The sequence below is a fragment of the Paenibacillus mesotrionivorans genome (genome assembly GCF_046098205.1).
GTDB classification, from domain to species: domain Bacteria; phylum Bacillota; class Bacilli; order Paenibacillales; family NBRC-103111; genus Paenibacillus_AR; species Paenibacillus_AR mesotrionivorans.
In genome coordinates, this window is sequence record NZ_JBJURJ010000003.1 from 247,018 (window position 1) to 267,460 (window position 20,443).

General features: G+C 55.1%; 19 protein-coding genes. 4 read left to right on the forward strand and 15 right to left on the reverse strand.

The features are described from left to right. Positions 1-140: 140 nt before the first annotated feature. Together ACI1P1_RS05640 and ACI1P1_RS05645 are read left to right on the forward strand one after the other, a co-directional pair. Positions 141-1,115, forward strand: coding sequence for an HD domain-containing phosphohydrolase (locus ACI1P1_RS05640; protein ID WP_416215396.1), 975 nt, complete (start codon positions 141-143; stop codon positions 1,113-1,115). Between the two features lie 19 nt (positions 1,116-1,134). Next, a complete protein-coding gene (locus ACI1P1_RS05645; RefSeq protein ID WP_416215397.1) occupies positions 1,135-1,677 on the forward strand; it encodes a GNAT family N-acetyltransferase in 543 nt (180 codons plus the stop codon). Positions 1,678-1,712: 35 nt separating this feature from the next. On the opposite strand, the gene ACI1P1_RS05650 is transcribed toward ACI1P1_RS05645, so the two are convergent. From ACI1P1_RS05650 to ACI1P1_RS05665, 4 genes are read right to left on the reverse strand one after another with little or no spacing between them, the layout of a single operon-like run. Next, positions 1,713-2,270: a YdcF family protein gene (locus ACI1P1_RS05650; RefSeq protein ID WP_416215398.1), complete on the reverse strand. Its 558-nt coding sequence runs from the start codon at positions 2,268-2,270 to the stop codon at positions 1,713-1,715. An 11-nt stretch (positions 2,271-2,281) separates the two neighbouring features. After that, positions 2,282-2,740 (reverse strand): NUDIX domain-containing protein, encoded by a 459-nt coding sequence (locus ACI1P1_RS05655; RefSeq protein WP_416215399.1) that lies wholly within the window; start codon positions 2,738-2,740, stop codon positions 2,282-2,284. Positions 2,741-2,778: 38 nt separating this feature from the next. Then, the gene (locus ACI1P1_RS05660; protein ID WP_416215400.1) at positions 2,779-3,462 is read right to left on the reverse strand and encodes a rhamnogalacturonan acetylesterase; all 684 of its coding nucleotides are present in this window, start codon (positions 3,460-3,462) and stop codon (positions 2,779-2,781) included. Positions 3,463-3,498: 36 nt separating this feature from the next. Beyond that, positions 3,499-4,359, reverse strand: coding sequence for an SDR family oxidoreductase (locus ACI1P1_RS05665; protein WP_416215401.1), 861 nt, complete (start codon positions 4,357-4,359; stop codon positions 3,499-3,501). 196 nt (positions 4,360-4,555) lie between these two features. Here ACI1P1_RS05665 and ACI1P1_RS05670 point away from each other — a divergent pair, with 196 nt between their 5' ends. Beyond that, positions 4,556-5,833 carry a hypothetical protein gene (locus ACI1P1_RS05670; RefSeq protein WP_416215402.1) on the forward strand — a complete coding sequence of 426 codons (1,278 nt, stop codon included), beginning with the start codon at positions 4,556-4,558 and terminating at the stop codon, positions 5,831-5,833. 412 nt (positions 5,834-6,245) lie between these two features. Beyond that, positions 6,246-7,529 (forward strand): stage II sporulation protein P, encoded by a 1,284-nt coding sequence (spoIIP, locus tag ACI1P1_RS05675; RefSeq protein ID WP_416215403.1) that lies wholly within the window; start codon positions 6,246-6,248, stop codon positions 7,527-7,529. A gap of 144 nt (positions 7,530-7,673) precedes the next feature. Here the strand turns inward: spoIIP and ACI1P1_RS05680 are convergent, their stop codons facing one another. The 11 genes from ACI1P1_RS05680 to ACI1P1_RS05730 all read right to left on the reverse strand — a co-directional run bounded on the left by ACI1P1_RS05680 (position 7,674) and on the right by ACI1P1_RS05730 (position 20,335). After that, the gene (locus ACI1P1_RS05680) at positions 7,674-8,546 is read right to left on the reverse strand and encodes a carbohydrate ABC transporter permease (RefSeq protein WP_416215404.1); all 873 of its coding nucleotides are present in this window, start codon (positions 8,544-8,546) and stop codon (positions 7,674-7,676) included. Positions 8,547-8,551: 5 nt separating this feature from the next. Next, the gene (locus tag ACI1P1_RS05685) at positions 8,552-10,081 is read right to left on the reverse strand and encodes an extracellular solute-binding protein (RefSeq protein ID WP_416215405.1); all 1,530 of its coding nucleotides are present in this window, start codon (positions 10,079-10,081) and stop codon (positions 8,552-8,554) included. Positions 10,082-10,129: 48 nt separating this feature from the next. Next, a complete protein-coding gene (locus tag ACI1P1_RS05690) occupies positions 10,130-11,086 on the reverse strand; it encodes an ABC transporter permease (RefSeq protein ID WP_416215406.1) in 957 nt (318 codons plus the stop codon). A gap of 184 nt (positions 11,087-11,270) precedes the next feature. Then, positions 11,271-13,556: an AraC family transcriptional regulator gene (locus tag ACI1P1_RS05695; RefSeq protein WP_416215407.1), complete on the reverse strand. Its 2,286-nt coding sequence runs from the start codon at positions 13,554-13,556 to the stop codon at positions 11,271-11,273. A 294-nt stretch (positions 13,557-13,850) separates the two neighbouring features. Beyond that, positions 13,851-14,540 (reverse strand): DUF7002 family protein, encoded by a 690-nt coding sequence (locus ACI1P1_RS05700; protein WP_416215408.1) that lies wholly within the window; start codon positions 14,538-14,540, stop codon positions 13,851-13,853. 785 nt (positions 14,541-15,325) lie between these two features. Beyond that, positions 15,326-16,075 carry an AAA family ATPase gene (locus ACI1P1_RS05705; protein WP_416215409.1) on the reverse strand — a complete coding sequence of 250 codons (750 nt, stop codon included), beginning with the start codon at positions 16,073-16,075 and terminating at the stop codon, positions 15,326-15,328. A 405-nt stretch (positions 16,076-16,480) separates the two neighbouring features. Next, positions 16,481-17,365 (reverse strand): alpha/beta hydrolase, encoded by an 885-nt coding sequence (locus ACI1P1_RS05710; RefSeq protein WP_416215410.1) that lies wholly within the window; start codon positions 17,363-17,365, stop codon positions 16,481-16,483. A gap of 108 nt (positions 17,366-17,473) precedes the next feature. Further along, positions 17,474-18,193, reverse strand: a complete 720-nt coding sequence (locus tag ACI1P1_RS05715; RefSeq protein WP_416215411.1) for a class I SAM-dependent methyltransferase — start codon at positions 18,191-18,193, stop codon at positions 17,474-17,476. Positions 18,194-18,207: 14 nt separating this feature from the next. Next, the gene (locus tag ACI1P1_RS05720; RefSeq protein WP_416215412.1) at positions 18,208-18,420 is read right to left on the reverse strand and encodes a hypothetical protein; all 213 of its coding nucleotides are present in this window, start codon (positions 18,418-18,420) and stop codon (positions 18,208-18,210) included. 174 nt (positions 18,421-18,594) lie between these two features. Beyond that, positions 18,595-19,164: a hypothetical protein gene (locus ACI1P1_RS05725; RefSeq protein ID WP_416215413.1), complete on the reverse strand. Its 570-nt coding sequence runs from the start codon at positions 19,162-19,164 to the stop codon at positions 18,595-18,597. Positions 19,165-19,237: 73 nt separating this feature from the next. Further along, positions 19,238-20,335 carry an AI-2E family transporter gene (locus ACI1P1_RS05730; protein ID WP_416215414.1) on the reverse strand — a complete coding sequence of 366 codons (1,098 nt, stop codon included), beginning with the start codon at positions 20,333-20,335 and terminating at the stop codon, positions 19,238-19,240. Positions 20,336-20,443: the final 108 nt, after the last annotated feature.

Consider the following 20,443-nt stretch of genomic DNA (forward strand, 5'->3'; position numbering starts at 1 on the left):
GAGATGGAATGAGGCCCATCCGCATGTTAATTTGGGACTATATAACAAGAGGAAAATAGCCTCGCATTCGGTGCGGGGTTTTTGATATAGTATTCATTGGATGTTTACCCTATTGAATGTTGAGTACAAGGAGTCGCCGCATGAGAATCATTCATATATCCAAATATGACCACAATACGATGCAACTGGCCAAGCCGATTTTTGACCACCACCGCCGGGTGCTGCTGGCAGCGCATCATGTCATTCACCCCAAATATCTGGAGAAGCTGCTGCAGATCGGCGTCCGCCAACTGATCGTGGAGGATTTCGAAACCCGCGGCATCACCTTGGAAGAGATGATCGATGTCCCCACCTGGATGGATGTGGTGGCGGTGGTGGAGGAATTTTTTAACTCCCCCAAAAAAGGCGTTTCCTTCCCCATCAAAAATTTGCTGGCCGCCGTGGGCAGGCTGTTAATGGAAATCCGTAACCATCCCGTGCTGCTTCCGGTTCCCGAGCAAACCCTGCCGGACCCGCTGCGGCCCTATGCCCATGCGGTGAATGTGGCCTTGCTGGCCTTACAGGTAGCACGGAACCTGGGCTACAATGAAATCATGATGCGGGATGTGGCCGTTGGCTGCCTGCTGCACAATATCGGATCGGTCATCGTGAAGGACCCGGCCGAATACCCGGAGGTTGGCTTTAATTTGATCCGGAGCATCCGCGAATTCAGTCTGCTTTCGGCTCACGTCATTTTTCAACACCGGGAAAAAATGGACGGCACCGGCTATCCCCGCAGACTATCGGGAGATACCTTCCATGAATATGCGCAGATCTGCGGCATCTGCAGTTTGTATGAGGAGCTGATTTCCGACAAGGACATGCCCCCGCATATGGCGATGGAGCACATCATGACCTTAAGCGATACCGCCTATCGTATGGATATCGTGCGCGCCTTCGTCAATTCCGTCCCGTCCTACCCGCCGGGCACGAAGATCGGGATGCAGGACGGCCAAGAGGCCATCGTCATCAAAATCACCGAGCACATGCAGCGCCCCGTCATCCGTTATCTCTCCTCCGGGGAGGAAGTATCCCTGGCGGACAACCCCACCCTGATTATCGCTAAAAGCTTATAAGTGCCTGAGGAGGAAAACCATGGTACAGCCTTATCGAATAACGCAACCCGCCACAACCGACGGGTTTGAAGTGGCCATTGCCCAGTTCCGGGATACGGAGGATGTGATGGCTCTATTGGTAGAGATCGCAGAATGGCTGAAAAGCCGCGGGTCGACGCAATGGGCAGGATTGCTTGAGGGCAAGGACTCCCATCATACGGCAGACGCTATTCGGCGCGGGGATGTTTTGGTGTTCAAGCGGGATAGTGAAATCGCCGGTATGGTTCTGCTGTTAAGCAAACCAAGTCAATGGGACCGGGAGCTCTGGGGAGATAAAGCCTTTGACGGCGACGGAGCTGTGTATCTGCATCGGTTAGCGGTACGCCGGAAATACGCCCGCACCAGGCTGGGCCGGACGATTCTGAACTGGTGCACCTCCGGCATCCACTTCCCAGGTAAAACATGGATGCGCCTGGACTGCATCGCGGACAACAGCACCCTCAATTCCTTTTATGCAGACAACGGTTATGTCTATGATGGAGCAAACAGCGGCTTTTGTATGTACTATAAAGCAATGGATTGAACACTTCCCCGTCAGCCTAGAGCTGGCGGGATCTTTTATTTTCTGACCCAATTAGGAATGTGATGGGCGAAATATTGGCCCACTTTGGTAAGCTCACCCATGACCTTTTTGATGTTATGCTCCTCCAGATACCAGTTGTCCTTGGTTATGCCTGTTTTGTCCGCAACCGGACATACCATAAACGTGGTTGACTGCGGGAAAACGGTCTGATAGGTCAACAAGGACCTCCGGGCATGGTAGGATTTGCAGACCAGGATTACCCTTTGGACAAGAATGCCATGTTGTTGAAGGACCTTCCAGGAAAACCTGGCGTTTTCGAAAGTATTGGAAGCCTGGTCTTCCCTGAGGATGACCTCTTGTGGAACGCCACGTCCGACTCCAACCTCCCGGAGAAACTCCCATTCCGTAGACGCAACATTCTTGGTCGGCCCCCCTGACGGCAAAATATAAGGGGCCAATCCCTGATGGTACAAGTCAGCCGCTCTTTCCATAAGCTGAGGATGGCTTCCGCCCGGAATCAGAATCACATCCGCGGGTTCAAGCGCAGTTTCTACAAACATAAACTCTGTAATGCAGTCAAAAGGGTAGGGCATATTTTCTCCTTTTATGTCCTCAAAGTGGATGTGAGATTCTTCCGAAGGTCTTCAAATACCGGCCGTTGGACAGAACTGATTTGCTCCAATTCCATGTCCTCTAAATGGAAAAATTGAAGCTGCAGGGATTCTCGAGCTTCATCCTGAAACAGCAGGGTTTGCCCGTCCTGGCCCAGCTTTCCTTCCAAGTTCGCTTCCGCATGGAACAAAAACATGACGAACACAACCTGATTTCCATCCGGGTAGGTATACTGCATTCTCTCTCCGCTATAGACAGCATAAAATTCGGACTTGATAACCTCCAACCCCGTTTCTTCAAGAACCTCCCGCTTCATCGTCTCCTCAACTGCTTCGCCAGGCACCATGCCCCCACCGGGCAATCCCCAGTTTCCGTAATCCGACCTTCTTTGAAGCAGGATTCTGCCCGCTGTATCTTTAATGATCGCTCCTGCGGTCACGATAATTTTCATGGGTGAGATGGGTTCTTCCCTTCGTGTAACGTATGAAATCATTTCATCAAGCTAACCAACGGCTGCAGCTGCAGCTCCCTGATGCCCTCCGCAACCAGTCGGGCCATCTCCAACGCGCCTTTTTCCGAGAAGTGGGTGTTATCCTGGACGCCTTCCGGGTAATTGGGGTGTTCACCAGGCTGCAGCCACAGGAAAAAGGCTTGGGAGGGCTCCTCCCCCGTCTCCTCCAGAAGCCTCCGGCTCCGCTCCGTCATATCAATAAACGGCACCGAAAGCTCGGCAGCCAGCTCCCGAACTGCGGACGGATAGCTTCCATGGCTGTCCTTGATCCGCCCGCCTTCGTCAAAAGCCCGTCTATGTATGGAGTTGAGCAGCACGGGATGGGCCCCGGCATTCGTGGCCACCTCGATATATTGCTTCAAGTAGTCCTTATAGGTTGTGGAAGGTTCTGTATATAAATCCTCCTTGGGCTTTTCGTCGTTATGCCCGAACTGGATGAAGAAAAAATCGCCCTCGCGGATCGCATCGGCCACCTGCTGCAGACGGCCCTCGTTTATGAAGCTTTTGGAGCTGCGGCCATTGGCGGCTTTATTGTCGAACTCCACTTGATCGGTAAAAAAATCCGGCAGACGCTCCCCCCATCCCGTTTCCGGTTTTTTGTCCGGCAGCTTGGTGGCTGCGGTGGAATCCCCCGCAATGAAAATCGTGATCTTTCTGCTCATATTGCATAACTCCTTTTTCGTAAATCATGTCGTATTTTATTCCTGCAGAGCCCCTCTGATATGCTCGCGGAGGGGTGTTTCGGAGCCGATCAACCGTGCCAGGTCGCTGCCGCCCCGCTCCATTTTGCCTTCGGATACCGTGCTGTAGATATAGGCCGTCATCTGGGCCACGGCTTCAGGCAATCCGGCCTGAACGAGCATACGCTTCTCTTCCTCGAAGGAAACTGCCTGGTGGGCCACCGTTGTGCCGGAAAGCTCAGTCAGCAAACCGGCCAACTCATCGAAGCTCCAGGGTGCGCCGGAGACAAGGGTGTAGGTTTTGTTTTCGTGGCCCTCTCCTGTGAGCACCGTTGCCGCGGCTAATGCCAGGTCATACCGGCTTACCGCATTCACTCTGCCTTGACCGGAATTGGTGATGATACGCCCGGAGCGGAGATTGGCCTGGACGGCGGCAGGGTTCACGAAAAACTCCAGATAACCGGCGTTGCGAAGAAAGGTATAGGGAATTCCGGCAGCGCGTATGGCATATTCGGTGGCCAGGTGAACAAGAGCGAAGGGGTTGTCCTCGGCAAAAGCAAAGCCGGTATAAGCGATATGCCGGACACCTGCATCCCGGGCAGCCTTCACCACCTGGGCATGCTGGACCACCCGTAAGGCATCGTCCATGGAGGGGCTGGAAATGAACAAAAGCTTGGTTCCGCCCTGGAATGCTGACGCAAGGGACGAAGGATCATCGTAGTCCCCCTGCCGGATTTCAACTCCAAGCTCCGCAAGGGCAGCGGCCTTCTCCGGATGGCGGGCAACGGCAACAATATGAGCGGCCGGAACGGTTTGCAGCAGATGACGGATGACATGGCCGCCAAGCGCGCCGGTTGCGCCGGTTATGACTATTTTCATAGGAGGATGTCCTTTCATATGGGAATTAACCTGATATACAGAGTGTACTGCCTTATCCAATGTATGGTAAAGACTCAATTTTCCGGGCGGTAGCAAAAAGACAAGCAATCAGGTAAACTTTGAACCATGAGGCAGGTATGTTCCATCTGAAAGGACGTGCTGCAAATTGAACGGGCTTTATTCCAGGAAAGGCGATGTGTCTCATCCGGACTTTGAAAAAAAGGCTCCGGGTATTCTCCGGCTGCTTACAGGTGCTGTGCTGGGTGCGGTTATAGCTGTGGCTTTGATGCTACTGTTGGTGCTGTTGGCGGATGTTTCCTTGGCGCGGCAAATGAATGAGCAATTTCCCCTGTTGGCCCGGCTGGGAGAGATACCGCTGTTTCAAAATTGGCTGGAGCAGCTGGACATGATCGGTATGCCTGAAATCATTATGTATATGAATCTGGTACACGCCAAGCTTGCTGTCTCGGGCTTGTCTGACCTGGTATCCGGCGGTATGGGGCTCCATCTGAAATGGCTGCCCCTCCTCCTGTTCCCGTTGGTATCGCTGACCGCGGGAGGGTATGGAGCGGCCCGCTGGTTTGGCCATTCCAAGCCGCGGGGAGCCTTGCCGGTTTCCCTGGCTATCGGAGGGATGTACGGGCTGTTTCTGCTGGCGGCCGCTTCCTTCGCCGGGTTCCACAGCCAAGTATCCACCCAGGTGCTTTTTACCTCTTTGAAGGGAACGGTGGACTACTCCTTTTCCCCTGGGGAGGCCTTCCTTCACGGGCTGCTATTTGGCACGCTGTTCAGCTTGCTGGGGCAGACGCTCCACGGCAGAAGGCACCGGAGCCAGTTGGCGAAGGGAGCCTTCCGTCCGGTGACATCCGCGCTGCTGGCTACAGGCTGGGGGTGGGCGGCTGCTTCTGCGCTCATGCTGATCATGTGGCTGGCCCAAGCAGGGGAGAATGGGACGCTGCGGACGGGATTGCAGCTGATGCCGCAGCTGGGCGGGTATGCCTGGGGTGTGGCCAACCTGGGAGAGCTGGCCCTGGTAACCCGCAGCGGACAAACAACAGCCAGCGTGTGGGCGGGTGTCACCGGCACTGCCGGCGGCGGCCCGGACCCGCTGCTCTCCGGGGCCGGATACCCCATTGTGGCCCGGCTGGTGCTGGTGATTGCGCTGGCCGTGCTGGTGTTGCCGGGGAAGAAGCTGGCTGCACAGCCGGGGACGCTGCGGGAGAAGCTGGCCCAGGCGATTCCGTTCAGCCTGGTATATGCGCTGAGCCTGGCCTTTCTGGCGTTTGTCTCCGAGCTGGAGATTACCTTCCACGGCGGGGCGCTTTCCCGGTTTGAGGCCGGCGGGACGGCGTTCTCCGCGGGTTTAGGGGTGCTGCCGGTGTTTTGCTCGTCATTGGCGCTGGCTCTTGTGGTGCTTGGCGCCTGCTCAGTTTTGTTTAAGAGAGCAGACGGTGAGAGGCAGAGTATTGGTTAGCACGGGCAAGTCTGCGAGGAGCACTTGAAGGTGAGGCGTGCGGAAGTTGTTGGTGGAGAGCGGCATTTTCTAACGGCGGTGAGCGCCGCTATTTTGCCCAAAACGTCATTCCAAAAAATCTAACGGAAGCAGGAGCCGCTATTGGATCACATTGGGGCCGTAAACCGGCAAAATGGAACAAATAGCGGCGCTCACTTCCGTTAGATTTTTTATTCGGCTTATTGGGGCGGAATAGCGGCTGTAGCTTCCGTTAGAATCGCGGGGGACATGAACGGATTCAACCGGCTGCCCCCGCAGGTCCCCTCTTTCCAGCGGAAAGCGACTTTTTCTCCCATTACAGGCAGGAATACCACACACGCTGTCGAATTGTTGTTCTCAGCCAACAATTATCAGTGAGAGGGGATTCTTGCAATTGCGGTATCATGTTCTGTGTGGAATTGTCGTTAGCGGATTGTTGTTCGGCAGCGCCCATCCGGCATTCGCCGCAGGCCCGGTCCGGCTGCCATCCGCCGCCACCGTCTCCTCCGGCGCAGCCGCTGCTGCCTCGGTGCCCCAACAGCTGGTCAAAATTACAGACGTCACCAACATACGGCAAACCCCCAGCTTGGACGCCCCCGTGGTCAAAAAAGCCCAGCCCGGGCAAACCTACGCAATTGTTGAAACCGTGGCAGGTCCCGGCGGCGACTGGCACAAGGTCGTATTGGGCGAGGATAAAACAGCCTACGTGGCCAGTTGGGTTGTAGAAACAGCCGAGAACAAACCGGGGAAATCTTCAACCGGCCAGGAGAAACCTTCAACCGGCGGGAAGCAGCCGGAGCCGTCCCGCACGATTCTGAACATTATCGACGTTACCAATGTGAGGGCGGAGCCCGATCTGGAGAGCGCCGTTGTAGCCAAAGCCCAGCCGGGGCAAACCTATACCGCCACCGGCACGGAAGGAGCCTGGTATAAGGTAAGCATGGCCAACGGAAAAACCGCCTACATTGCCAGCTGGGTGGTGACGGCTACCACTTTATCCGGCAGCGCGGGCCAAAGTGCAGGTCAAAGCGCAGGCGGCCAGGTGTTTATCTACCATACCCACAACCGGGAGTCCTGGAAGAATGTAGCCGGCAGTAAATCCGGAAGCTCGGTGGACGACGCCAAAACTAACATTACCCTCGTGGGCCAGGAATTGGGCCGGGTTCTCCAGCAGAAGGGGGTCCCCGCCATTACCGCCAACGACGATATTGCCGGACGGCTGGTGCTCAAGAACCTTTCCTTTACCCAATCTTATTCCGAGTCCCGCAAGACCATTCTGGAGGCCAAAAATACCAATCCGGCCTTATCCTACTTGTTCGACATCCACAGGGATGCCGACGTGCCGCGCAGCCAAACGACCGTCACCATTAACGGCAAGGCGTATGCCCGGATCATGTTCGTCGTCGGGACAGGCAATCCCGGCTATGAGGACAATGCTGTTTTTGCCGAAACCCTGAAAGAGCTCCTGGAAAAGAAATACCCCGGGCTGTCCCGGGGCATTCTGGTGAAGAGTGCGCATCAGGGGAACGGGGAATACAACCAGTCCCTGTCCCCCACCAGCCTGCTTCTGGAATTCGGGGGTGTCAATAACACTCTGGAGGAAAATAAACGGACAGCAGCAGCCTTCGCCGACGTGTTCGCAGACTATTACGCTTCCGTACAAAGCAAGTCCAAGTAACAGCAGCCCGACCCTCCATCCGCTCCAGCCATCCAGGCAGGGGGCGGATTTTTTTCGTTTACAGCCCGGTTGTGTTCGGTTCGCCAGGTTCTTTCCGGTTGCCCCTGATTTCTCCCGATTCCATCCGGTTGCCCCCGGCAGCCGTTACCCCTTCACCGAGCCCAACGTCAAACCCTTCACGAAATATTTTTGCAGGAAAGGATACAAAATCACGATGGGCAGGGAGGCCAGCACCACCGTAGCCATCTGAATGGTTACCGGCTGGGGCATAATCTCTTCATTGGCCATAGCGGAATAGATGTCCGCCTGGCCCACCAGCACCACCTGGCGCAGCAGGATCTGCAGTGGCCACAGGCCGGATTTGTTGAGATACAGGATGGCGGAGAAGTATTGGTTCCAATTGCCGACGGCGTAGAACAGGGTAAAGGTAGCCAGGGCCGGCAGGGACAAGGGCAGCACGATCCGCACAAAAATGCCGAAGTCATTGCAGCCGTCGATGGTGGCTGACTCGATGATGCTTTCGTGAATGGATTCGAAGAACTCCCGCATGACCAGAATGTTGAAGGCGGAGGCGGCGGAGGGAATCACCAGCGCCCACAGGGAGTTCATCAGCCCCGTAGCTTTGACAACCAGGAAGGTGGGGATCATGCCCCCGGAGAACAGCATGGTGAAGAGAATCATCAGGAGAAGCGGCCGCCTGCCGCTGAAGCTGCCCCGGGAGCATACATAAGCGGTTAGGGAGGTGACGGCCATATTCACCGTTGTGCCCACCACCGTGATCCATAGGGTATTTTTCAGCGAGGTGAAGAAGATCCCCGTGTTAAATATATACTTATACGATGACAAATCGAAGGTTTCCGGCCATAAAATCAGCTTGCCCGACACTACCTCCTTGGTGCTGGCCAGGGATTGGGCCACTACATTGACGAAGGGCAGCAGCGTCAGTAGAGAGGCGAAGCCCAGCACCAGGTAGATGAGGCTGTTGAAGATCAGGTCAAACCGTCTGGACTGCGGCATGGACCTCACCTGGCCTTCCAGGCATCGGTGTATTCCTGCATCACCTTGCTGCCGCCCCGCGCCTTCCAATCCTCGAACAGCTTATCGATGCTGTCCACGGGCGCTTGGCCCATCACAATTTTGGCGATGCCGTCGGAAACAAATTTGCTCAGGTCGGAGCCTTTTTCCGCCATGGTTTTGGAGATCAGGCCCTCCACTTCATTCAGATACGGCTTGCCCTCCAGCGCCACCTTGTAGGAAATATCCTTCATCCTGCGGATCTCCTCCGAATCGGTGCTTCCATAGATCCATTGGCTTGTAGCCGGGGGATTGGTGAGGCTGTACAGGCTGGGTCCTTCCGTTTTGCCAAGGTCGGTCAGGGTTTTCACGCCATTCTCCACCTTGTGGTGGGTACCTTCCACACCCCAGCGGACGAAGGTGGCGCCTTCCTCCCCAATCTGGTCATCCAGGATCTTCAGAATCTTTTTCACCTTGGCCTCGTCCTTGCCCGCATCCGCCGAGATGGCGAAAATTCCGAAATACCCGGAGAACTTCATATATCCCTGGGAGCCGTCCGCATTCTTCAGCGGTGGCAGCGCCACCAGCTCAAACTTCGGATTGACCGCCCTGGCTTTTTCGTAACGGGCCGCTGTGAAGAAGGTATAGGCGCTGTTTCCATACACGCCCGCCTTGCCCAACAGGAAATCATCCTCCACCTGCTGGTCCTTCTTGATGGCGAAGTCCTTGGCAATGATGCCCTCCTTGTACAGCTTGGCATAGAAGCTGAACGCCTCCTTCGCCTTCGGGGTAAATTCCATGGGAATGAGCCCGCCTTTGCCGTCCTCCACCCAATTGCCCGCCAAGGCGCGCATACCCGAGGACACCGCATTGACGCCGATTAACCCCGCATCGCTCATACCCACAGCCAAGCCGTAGGTATCGTCCTTGCCGTTGCCGTCCGGGTCCTTCTCCTTAAAAGCCTTCAACACCGTATACAGCTCGTCGTAGGTTGTCGGCACGTCCAGTCCCAGCTTATCCAGCCAATCCTTGCGCATGACGATGGTGTGTCCGGGTACCCCCCGCAGCCGCGGAATGCCGTAGATATGGCCCTTGTAGGTGAGAATTTTCTTCAGATCCTCCGGAATTTTGGCCAGGTTGGGATATTCCTTCGAATCAGCCATGTATTTCTCCAGAGGGATAAACTGGCTGTTATCGATGGCGTTGAAGTAGATCTGGTCCAAACCGGGAAACAGCAGGGTATCCGGGATATCCCCGGAGGCCAGGGTAACCCCCAGCTTGTTGTTGTACTCTCCCGATGCCACAGGCATAAATTCATAGTCGATGTTGTAACGCTCCTCCAGCGCTTTTTTGCCGGAGCCGTTCTCCGGAGGGGCTGCGCCGTAGAGAATGTTCATGGCCCGGATCTTGAGCTTCTTCTCCCCGGCCTGGGAGGCGCCGCTGTCTGCACTCCCGCCGCTATTGCCGGAGCAGGCTGCCAGAAGGGACAAGGACAATACTGCACTAAGACCAACCGTTAACTTTTTATTCAAATCCATACACCCGCCTTCTTCAGGTAATATCTTCCGATCCGATTATCCAGCCTGTCAATAAATGCCCTTCTCTCCCACCCGGCGGGCCAAATAGTTAGCCGATACGATGAGCACCATGCCCACAACACCCTTCAGAAGCCCTACCGCCGTGGTAAAGCTGAAGTTGCCGTTGACCACACCCACCCGGTACACATAGGTTTCCAGCACCTCGCCCACCTCGGAAACCGAGGAATTCAGCATCAGGTATACCTGCTCGAAGCCTACGTCCAGCACACTGCCCAGCCGCAGAATAAACAGCATCACAATGGTGGATTTGATACCCGGCAGCGTAATGTTCCAAATTTGGCGGAGGCGTCCGGCGCCGTCGATTTTGGCCGCTTCATACAGCTCCGGGTCGATCCCGGTGAGCGCCGCCAGATAAATGATGGTGCCCCACCCGGATTCCTTCCAGATCACCTGCAGCACCAGCATGCCCCGGAACGTATCCTTATTGGATAAAATGTTGATGGGATCCAGGCCCCAGGCAGCCAGCAGCGTATTGACGGACCCGTCGCTTTTGAACAGCATGTAGAAGATGCCGCCCACCACCACCCACGACAGAAAATGCGGCAGGTACAGCGCCGTCTGGATAAACCGCTTGATAATGGGGCTGGCAATTTCATTGAGCATAATGGCCAGCACGATAGGAATGGTGAAGGCGAATACAATCTGATACGAGCTGATAATAATGGTGTTCATAAAATAACGTCCGATATCCGGGCTTTCCACAATACGCCGGAAATTGTCCAGCCCTACCCAATCGCTTCCCAGAATCCCCTTGGCAGGCACGTACTTCTGGAAGGCGATGACCACACCCAGCATAGGCACGTACTTGTAAATCACCAGAAACAGGATGCCGGGCAGAGCCATCAGCCATAGATACCGTTCCTTTACCACCCTGCGCAAAAGGCGTTTATGCCGGTTGGCGGTCCTGCTTGCGGCCGGATAACCGGCCTGAGTTTGTGCTTCCATGTTTTCTCCCCCCTTTCCGTGGACTCATCGTAACGGACGGAAGAGGAGGCGTTCAATACACCATATTTACTGCATTCCCTCAAAAGTGAAGCGAGGCTCTGAAGCGGATTCCGGGTATTTTTGGGGGAGCCCCCTGCAAAAAAAGGGTGTTTGGCAGCTGAGTAGGTCGCTTGTTTTGCAACCGTTATTCCTTTTCCTGCAAAAGCTGCTTCCGGTAGCTGCCCGGTGTGAGGCCGGTGACTTTTTTGAAGAGGCGAATGAAGCTCTTCACCGAGCCGTACCGGAGCTTGTCGGAGATATCCAGCACCTTCAGCTCCGGATTGGCCAGCAGCTCCTTGGCTATGCCCACCCGGTAATCGATGACGTAATCGACGAAATTGACACCTTTGATCTTTTTGAACATTCGGCTGAGCTGGAAGGTATTCAGGGAAACCAGGTCCGCACACAGCTGGAGGGAAAGGTCCTCGTCATAATGGCCATGGATATAGTCTGTCACTGTGGCGATCAGCTGCTCCTCATGGCTTTGTTTGTTGGCCTTGCTCGCGTTGTCGCGGAGGCGCTGGAACAAGCCGGTGCAGAAGTAGGTCTCCACCTCCAGAAGTGTCCGTTGTTTGGCCAACTCCAGAATCCACTCTTTCACTGGCGTCTCCGCCAAAGCTCGCCCGTATTGCTTATCCGCCGCATTCCACAGCTTGCCGGAGAGGCTGGCGAAATAACCGAACATCTCCTCGGGCACCAGGGAATAATTGTCCCGGATCAGCTCCATCAGCTGCCCGAAGCATTCCTCGGAAGCCTCGGGGTGGCCGGACTCCAGCTGCAGCAGAATCTCCGCCTCATAAGCCTCCAGCTCATCCGCCTCCGCCGAATATGACGGATCCAATTCATTGCACAGGATCACCTGGTTATGTCCGTAAATAAAGCTGTAGGTTAGCGCTCTCATTCCTTCTGAATAAGCGTCGCTTAAGCCCGTCAGCCCTCCGGGGGAATAGCTGGCGGAAATGACACAGGACAGCTTAAGGTAGGTGCGGATGGCGTTCAACACTGCTTCCCCCCTGCTGCGGAGAGCCTCTGTCCCAGAGGCGCCCTCCGTCTCATGAATGACGGCAAACAGACCCGGCCGCATCATCAGTATTTTCACCCGGCCCCCGTTACCGAGAACCTCCTCTGTAATATTTTGTACGGCAAAATAGTAGAGAAACTGATCGCTCCTGGAGAACTGGCGCTCCAATTGCAGCTGGTCCAGCTCCACCAGCAGGAGTGCAATTTCCCCGCTGCCAAAATCCAGCTCCCCTTGGTAGTGGGTGTCCCTGAGGTTGCCCAACAGGAGCTGGAACAGCGCGTGGTTTTGCATGTCGGCCATGGCAGTCCGAAACCGTTCCTGCAAAGCCTCGTTGTCCTCCTCCACCGAATCGATGTAACTGGCAATGAGGCTGAATTCGTTCTTGTACTTCCACGTATTGCCGTGGCTGAAAATCCGCTTGGTCAGCCGCTGAATTGGCGAATACAAGCTTTTGCTGGCGGCCACCGCCAGAGCCAGCGCCAGGATTACCAAGCCTAGACTGATGGTGAGCAGGAGATTCCGCAGATGTACGGAGGGCTGGGTCAGGAGCTCCAGCGGCACCGCCGAAACGTAAAACCAGTCCCGATACGGGGAATATTGCCCGTTGATCAGCAATTTGGTTCCGTTCAGCTCGGATTCGAACTCAGCTTCCTGTACACGCCCTCCGAAGGACAGCCGGTTCAGCAGGCTGGAGGTCTCCAAGGCTTTTCCGATCCGGCTTGTCCGGGAATCCATCAGGACGGTTCCTTCCCGGTCCAGCACAAAATATTCCGTCCGGGGGTCCTTGGCGCTGAGCATGGTCCGGCTGATGGCCTCCGCATCCAGATACACAATGATGGCTCCTTCGATCTTCCAGGTTTGTTTGTTCTGGATGGGGCGGGTATACGCCAGGAGACGCCCCGGCAGCCGGCTGTTGATATTGGTTCTGGTGTTGACCCAGGTTCCGTTTACGGCATTCCGGGCGCTCCTTAGAACGGTAGGGTCCATAAACGCCTCCTCGCTCAGAACCCCTTGGGTAGGGGTGAGCACCTTTCCGTAGGCGATATTATAGAAGTCGATCTCCGCCACATGCTCCAGCCCGCTGCGCAGATTATTCAGGGTATTGTACAGGTCCCAAATCATGGAATAATTCTCGTAGCTCAGGTCGGATTGTACGATTTGGTTAAAAATCGAATTCTGATAGGAATATTGCAGGAGCAGATTGTCGATTTTTTTGAACTCGCCGTTCATTTCCTTCTCCAGATTTTTGAGGATGGCGGCATTGTTGGCAAAGGTCATTTCCGTTACGGTGCTGCTGCCGTATGCCGCCGCGAACCAGCCCATCAAGGCAACAGGCACGCTGGACAGCAGGGCCAGATAGATGAGGAATTTCATGCGGACGGATACCGAATAGGCAAATTTTCGCTTCATTTTTTTCTCCCCTTATGAGCTGCAAGGAAATTAGTACCACTTTTGATGACAAAGTCTCCGTGGGTTTAGGAGCTTTGTCATCAAATTAGCGGTACTTGAGCGTTTGCGTAAGCAAACGCTACTTCGTAAGCATAAGCTTTATTTCGTTGCAGTCTCTTATGCGTCTCTTCTGCTGTACTTATCCGCTTTCATTGTAGGCCAATCCTTCTGTCTGTGCATCCGACTTCACGCCAAAAAACACTCCCACTTCTTGCAGGAGTGTCAAAAACCCGTAAATATAGTGTATTGCGCCGGTTAAGGGCGGGTTGGCGGCTGCAAATCCTCCAATGGTCTCCGCAGGCGGCTCCAGCTGTCCGGCAGCTCCTCGCCCGGTTGAATGTAGATGACCCGGAGCAGCTGTGCAATTCCGGTTACCCGGCCGTCGGCCAGCACCTCCTTGATCTCCGGGACGGAGGCTGGTGTATCCGCCCGGGTGCTGCTGCCGAATTGGTGGAGCGGCAAAAAAAGCTCCGGGCTTTTGCGGTAGGAGCACCGGTGGGGAAACCGCGGCGAGCTCCCCGAATCGTAGCGGGTGAGCCGGATGTTGGCATAATGGGCAGCCAGAAGGAGCCGGGTATCCAGCGCCAACACGCAGAATCGGCTGTTTGGTTCACGCCGCCGGTAAACCTCCAGCATCTGTAGGCAATCCCGGACGGTGGGCCAGAAAAAAACATGTCGGTTCAGCCATGAGCGGAAGTCCTCCTGGCTAACCCCTTCGGCCATCATGCTGTCGGCAATGCGCAGGTGGGGGTTGAGGATCGCGATCCCGGCCGGGTGAAGGATCTCCACCGGTTGAGTCCGGCGGTTATCTGGACCGCAGGGATGCAGCGAGTTTGCCGACAGAAGCCTGTCCGAGCTGATGATGGAAGGTAGATTGGCCACACGGGTAAAATGGTACAGCAGCGGGCGCATCCGGGCAATTTTCTCAATAATGGCTTCATTCATAATGATCCTCCATGCGGGTAATTTCCACTGTGGCGGGGACAACGTCAAATTTGGTGCGGGCGTCAACTTCTATTTTTGCGGACCAGCTTTCTTTTGTGCGGGCGCCACAGTTTTCCTCATGCTTGTCCAACTTTCCTTCGTGCGGGCGCCACTACTAACGGGGGATAAGGGAAATCCTCTTTCCCTTGTTCCGGTGGTTTTTGATGCGAATAGGTGTGCGACGAGGAAATAGAGGAACATAAGCTGCCGTTAGCCCACCAGAAAAGGCTGTCACGCCCGATTCGCGGAAGAATGCCTTCTACTATCGTTCCCGGTATAGCCACATATGTTCCTGTGAAGCAGGGAACACCCATTTGGTCGCTTCTCCATTGACCATAGGTGAGCCCTGACCAGAAATAACGGAAGCTCTTTTCCGTTATTGACCCGGGTTGTCTCCGCTGACTAGCAATAGCGGAAACCGTCTTCCGCTATTCTTGCGGCATCTCTATCTTTTCCGGGGAGGCGGGCGGCATAACGGAAATTCGCTTCCGTTAATCGTCTCCTCCATACTGGGGGAACAACAATAGCGGAAATTCCCTTCCGTTATTTTGTCACGCTCCCGTTGTATCTACCCACAAACTTCCTATTTCAGAACCTCAGCTAGTTGGGAACCAGCTATGGTGCCATCCACCGGGCCAGTGAAACAAAAAAACGCAGAGATGATGGCCCTACGTTCTTTTTACCGGATCGTTCCGGCTCCAATTATTTTATGTCTGCGCCGTTTCGGCCAACGGATGATTTGCCGGCTACTCCAGCAGCTCCCGCAGCATCCGCTGCCTATTGTTAACGAACTCCTTGGTAATCAGGAAATGTTCCGTCTCCTCCAGCGTCTTAACCTCAATGCCGGAGTCTCCCAAATCATAGAGGATGGAGTCCGGGTACGCCATGAGTATGGGAGAATGGGTGGCAATGATGAACTGTGCGCCCTGCTGCACCAGTTGATGGATCCGGGAGAGCATGGACATCTGCCGGGAAGGGGACAAAGCCGCCTCCGGTTCATCCAGGATATAGAGGCTGTTCCCCCGGAACCGGTGAAGGAAGGTGGCGAAGAAGGACTCTCCATGGGACTGGTGATGCAGGGACTTGCCTCCGTAGGATTGAATGAGCGGCGGACCAAAAGACGGCTCCCGGTCCAGCAGCTCAATCTGGGTCGCCACATTATAGTAGCTTTCCGCACGGAAAAAGAAACCGTCCTTCGCCTGCCGGGCACTGCGCACTAGCCGGAGATCCTCATGGAGGGGCGAATGGCTCTCCCAGGTGGAGAAGGCGAAATTGCGTGTGCCCCCCTCCGGGTTAAAGCCCCAGGCTACAGCAATCGCTTCTAAAATGGTGGACTTGCCCGATCCGTTTTCGCCGATCAAATAGGTCACCGACGGATGGAATTTCAGCCTGTCCAGCTGCCGGATAGCAGGCAGGGTGTATGGGTAGCTTTGTTCTGAAGGTACCCGTCCCGTTTTCCATTCCACCGCCCGCAAAAACGCCTCACCCTGAGCCATCGGCTTCACTCCTCTCCATCCCGCCAGATTTAGGGATCAAAAACTAGTTAGTTTGACTAATCAGTCACCCACACGTTGCCTACGCCTATTGATGCACCAGTTTGTCCGATTTAGCCTAATGGCTCCTGAATATCCGCCTTCTCCCTAACTCTGTCCGCGCTAACGGAACTCAGAGGCGCTTACACGCCAAAAACAGGCTGCCAAAATCGGTAACGGAACTGAGACGCCCTTAGCCGATAAAAAAGCCCACGCATGCGCTCATTCCAGCCTCTAAGAGCCTCCTGGTTCCGTTAGGTCGCGATTTCAACCAAAATTAGGCTCTAAGTGCTTCTGAGTTCCGTTAGAACTCCGCCCCGTCCGCGCCATCCATAATTCTACCCATCAGTCTATCCATAAGTCCTTCCCTCAGCCCATCGTACCATATCCATGGTCCGCCAGAAACCGGGCGGTCAGCAACATGGTCTGCTCCACAACCTCGTCAGGGGACTTGTAGTTGGTCAAAGCGAAGGCATGCTGGAGGCCGGGAAGCAGCACCAGCTGCCCCTCCACTTCCAGGCCGCGCAGCCGCACGGCATATTCGGCGCTGTCCTCCGGCAGTACCACCGTGTCCTCCAGCCCATGCACGGCCAAGGTGGCCGGATGTGCTCCAGTAAGGTGGAGCAGCGGAGACAGCTCCCGTGCTCTGCGGTGACGGGCCAGCCACCGGTCTGCTTCCGAATCGCCGTCCGGATCCGAATCCCCGGGCTGTTCTACTCTCATTTTCCACTTGGAGAGCAGTTGGGTAATCGGATTGTACAGCACCAGAAACTGCGGCACACAGGAGACGGCCAAATCCGCCTCTTCCTCCTCCACATGGCGTAACGCGGTGACAGCAGCAGCCAAATACCCGCCGGCGGATTCGCCGGCCAGCACAAGCTTGTCCGGGTCCCCGCCCCAAAGCCCGGCATGCCGGCGCACATAACGGACCGCAGCCTTACAATCCGCAACACATTCCGCCAGTGTGACCGCCCCATCCGCAGGCGCTCCTTCCTCTCCTGTTTGCATCAGCCGGTAATCCACCGTAAAGCAGGCGAAGCCCCTCCGTACAAAGTACCGGCAATACGGCAGCAGCATCTCCGCACTGCCTCCCGTAAATCCGCCGCCATGAATAAAAACCAGGCACGGCACAGGGGCACCGGACACCGATGGCTTCATGGCCAGCATCCGCAGCGGGATTCCATTGCGTACTCCGTAGATGACGGTTTCCGCCTGATCCTCTGGTAAAACACTCCAATCCTTCGCAATCTCCATGGGTTGGTTCAGACTCCTTTTACAAAAGCCGGATTTAGGGTTATCGATAACCCTATTGTGTTCATTATAGCATCGCCAACCCTAAGCGCATATGAAAATTACGTCCCGTTACCCTTTCTTGCGCCACAGGGAGGCCGACAGAAACGGCACGCCAAACAACCCCTCCGACGCATCACACTCCTTCATCTCCCGGAATTCCACAAGCTCGAAGGCTTCTCCCATAATCTCCAGCAGCTTTTCCTGGCTGTACGCCTGCCCGCCCTTCATGCTGCGCTCCCGGTATACCTCCCAATCCGAATGGTCCAAAGCTCCTCCTATCTCCGCAAACCCCGGAGCAAAGCAGGTTAACCCGAAATACCCCTGCGGCTTGAGAGCCTGGCGGATCATCTCCACATACCCTACCCTCCGGTGCGGCCACAGATGGTGAAGGCAGCCCGAATCGTAAACCAGATCATACGCCGACGGCTCCACCTGAAGCTCATATACCGACTTGCACTGGAACCCGATGCGGATGTCACGCTCTGCCGCCCGCTCCTTGGCCCAGGCAATGGCCTCCTCCGATATATCCACAGCATCCACCTCATAACCATGGGCTGCCGCATAAATGGCATTCCGTCCGGGGCCGCAGCCCAGCTCCAGCATACGCCCGCCCTGCAACCGGCCGGATTCCACATACCCAACCAGATTTTCATCAGGCGCATCCACAAAAAAAGGCACCTTCTTCGTCCGGTCCTGATAAAACCGGTCCCAGAACGGTGCCGGCTCCCGCATCAGAGAATCCAGCATCAACAGCACATCTTCGGAATTACGAATCACTTCAATGGACATGTGCAAACTGCCTCCTACCTTACCAGCACGATAATAGAAAATAAAAGCATGATCAGCATCACCGTCATCAGGAAGATGCCGATAAAACGGATGAATGCAGGCAAATGGCGCCAATCCACCTTTTGGAGCGGCCGTCCGCCTTCGATTCTTTGGGCATGTTCGAAATCTGTCCGAAATCCGGGCTCAGTCCCCAACCGCTCCGTGTCTCGGGTTTCATGAATATTCAAGCGCCATCCCCTCCGCTTCAAGTCCTGTCTCCAGGGATCCATGCACACTTCTATTTTACCACATTCATCCATCTATCAGAGAAAAAAAAGTGCCCCAATTGCTCTTAGGATCTGTAAAATCCTAACGAGCAACTGGAGCACCATGCGCCAGCAGGCAGCCAAAAACCTATACCCTTACAGAAGAGACGATTGACGGATATCCAACCGGGCGGCGACTCCCGCAGGATTGGCAGGGGTTCTCGCTCCTTCGAAGTTGAAGGCGATAATCACCACATCATTCCGGCCCCTGCGCAGGAAGCTTCCAATGTTGAAGGTCCGCCCAGGGTTAAAGTTGGAGGTCTGATTGGTCGGCGCGTCATAAACCAGCGGTACGCCGTTAATAATTACGGTGGCGTAGTTGTCCACGGCCAGAAACAGGGATGCGGACAGAATTCTTCTCCGTTGGGACAAGGTAAACCGGGTGGACACAATGGCATTTTCCCGGCTTAAATTCCCGGAATACCAGACGTAGCTGGCGTTGGTTACAGGAACCCAATCGGGATTACGGTCAATAACCGCCGCGTTGAACCAGGAGCTGTCCGTGCCTATGGATACGGTCCGCTGGGTAATCACCGGTGTGCGGGCCGTGTGGAATTTTTTCACTTGCTCCCGGTACATCTCCATCAGCCGGCTTTTGGGCAAACCTGCGCTGCGGGGCCGACGGATGATTTTTTTGGCGATAGCGGTGCCAGGGCGTGCCTTCATCTCAACCACTCCTATCAGTATATGAATGCATTACATAGCATCATATGAACGATAGAAGCCGGAGGAGCGTGTGTCAGCCCGGATGCACCTCTTGAGCCTTCGCCTTTTTCCATTCCAGGAGATGGGTCAGGATAATCTTGAAAACAGCATAGACGGGTACGGCGAACAGCAAGCCCAAGGGTCCCATAAAGGATCCCGCCGCCAAAAGCAGCAGAATGATGGTCAAGGGATGGATATTGAGCCCCTTGCCCACGATCAGCGGGGACAGCAGATTGCCTTCCAGCTGCTGGGCGATGACGGTCACGATCAGCACCTTGACCGCAAGCGCCGGAGATTGGGCCAAGCCCACCAGCACAGCGGGAACCGCGGCCAGAATAGCCCCGATATACGGAATCACATTGGTCACCATGGAGATCAGGGCCAGAATAATGGCGAACTTCAGGCCGATAATCGAATAGCCGATCCACAGGAGGACACCCACGCATAATGCCACCGTAAATTGGCCGCGGATGAACAGCCCGATGGTTTTGTCCAGATCCTCCAGTAGACGGCGCATTGGCTCCCGCCGTTTCAACGAAACCAGACGGAGAAAACCCTCATACATCCTGTCCCCGTCCTTGAGGAAATAGAATAGCACAAAGGGCACCATTACCAGCACCAGCACAAGGTTCACCACCACCCCCAGAAAACGGGACAGATAGCCGCTGGTAAAATTAAGAATGCCCATCCCGATTTCCGAAGCCCGGGCCGCCAGCTCATCAATATTGATGTTGGAGCTGGACAATAAGCTTGCAAACCGCTCCGATTGAATAAGCTCATAGCTTCCCGTAACGGCACTCTGGATAAATCCCGGCAGGCTGGCCGTCAATTGGCCGAATTGCGCTTGAATTTTGGGTCCGATCGTCACCATCAGCAGTGTCAAAATCCCGATCAGAACCAAATAAACGGCAAGAATGGCAAGAACCTTGGGAACCTTGCGGGCTGTCAGCAGCCTTACGGGAGACCGCAGCAGAAAGAACAGCAGGCCTGCGATAATCAGCGGTGTCAGCAGGGTTTGGATGATGGTAATCAAAGGACTGAGGAACACATAGTTGATTTGGGAGCCGACCCAGATCAACAGAAAACCCAGCAGGAGCCAAAGTCCCGCCCGAAACAGCTTATGGTCAGGCATACAGTCAAGGTTCTCCAATCATTTTTTTGGGAAATACGCAATGCTTGTACTATTGTACGTCTATCCCGGGGAAAAGGATTCAAAAAAAGGAACAACCATTTCGGTTGT

What these genes read in the sequence shown, in the direction of transcription:
- ACI1P1_RS05640 (WP_416215396.1), top strand. Translation starts at nt 141, where the DNA reads ATGAGAATCATTCATATATCCAAATATGACCACAATACGATGCAACTG.
- ACI1P1_RS05645 (WP_416215397.1), top strand. Translation starts at nt 1,135, where the DNA reads ATGGTACAGCCTTATCGAATAACGCAACCCGCCACAACCGACGGGTTT.
- ACI1P1_RS05650 (WP_416215398.1), bottom strand. Translation starts at nt 2,270, where the DNA reads ATGCCCTACCCTTTTGACTGCATTACAGAGTTTATGTTTGTAGAAACT.
- ACI1P1_RS05655 (WP_416215399.1), bottom strand. Translation starts at nt 2,740, where the DNA reads ATGAAAATTATCGTGACCGCAGGAGCGATCATTAAAGATACAGCGGGC.
- ACI1P1_RS05660 (WP_416215400.1), bottom strand. Translation starts at nt 3,462, where the DNA reads ATGAGCAGAAAGATCACGATTTTCATTGCGGGGGATTCCACCGCAGCC.
- ACI1P1_RS05665 (WP_416215401.1), bottom strand. Translation starts at nt 4,359, where the DNA reads ATGAAAATAGTCATAACCGGCGCAACCGGCGCGCTTGGCGGCCATGTC.
- ACI1P1_RS05680 (WP_416215404.1), bottom strand. Translation starts at nt 8,546, where the DNA reads ATGCCGCAGTCCAGACGGTTTGACCTGATCTTCAACAGCCTCATCTAC.
- ACI1P1_RS05685 (WP_416215405.1), bottom strand. Translation starts at nt 10,081, where the DNA reads ATGGATTTGAATAAAAAGTTAACGGTTGGTCTTAGTGCAGTATTGTCC.
- ACI1P1_RS05690 (WP_416215406.1), bottom strand. Translation starts at nt 11,086, where the DNA reads ATGGAAGCACAAACTCAGGCCGGTTATCCGGCCGCAAGCAGGACCGCC.
- ACI1P1_RS05695 (WP_416215407.1), bottom strand. Translation starts at nt 13,556, where the DNA reads ATGAAGCGAAAATTTGCCTATTCGGTATCCGTCCGCATGAAATTCCTC.
- ACI1P1_RS05700 (WP_416215408.1), bottom strand. Translation starts at nt 14,540, where the DNA reads ATGAATGAAGCCATTATTGAGAAAATTGCCCGGATGCGCCCGCTGCTG.
- ACI1P1_RS05705 (WP_416215409.1), bottom strand. Translation starts at nt 16,075, where the DNA reads ATGGCTCAGGGTGAGGCGTTTTTGCGGGCGGTGGAATGGAAAACGGGA.
- ACI1P1_RS05710 (WP_416215410.1), bottom strand. Translation starts at nt 17,365, where the DNA reads ATGGAGATTGCGAAGGATTGGAGTGTTTTACCAGAGGATCAGGCGGAA.
- ACI1P1_RS05715 (WP_416215411.1), bottom strand. Translation starts at nt 18,193, where the DNA reads ATGTCCATTGAAGTGATTCGTAATTCCGAAGATGTGCTGTTGATGCTG.
- ACI1P1_RS05725 (WP_416215413.1), bottom strand. Translation starts at nt 19,164, where the DNA reads ATGAAGGCACGCCCTGGCACCGCTATCGCCAAAAAAATCATCCGTCGG.
- ACI1P1_RS05730 (WP_416215414.1), bottom strand. Translation starts at nt 20,335, where the DNA reads ATGCCTGACCATAAGCTGTTTCGGGCGGGACTTTGGCTCCTGCTGGGT.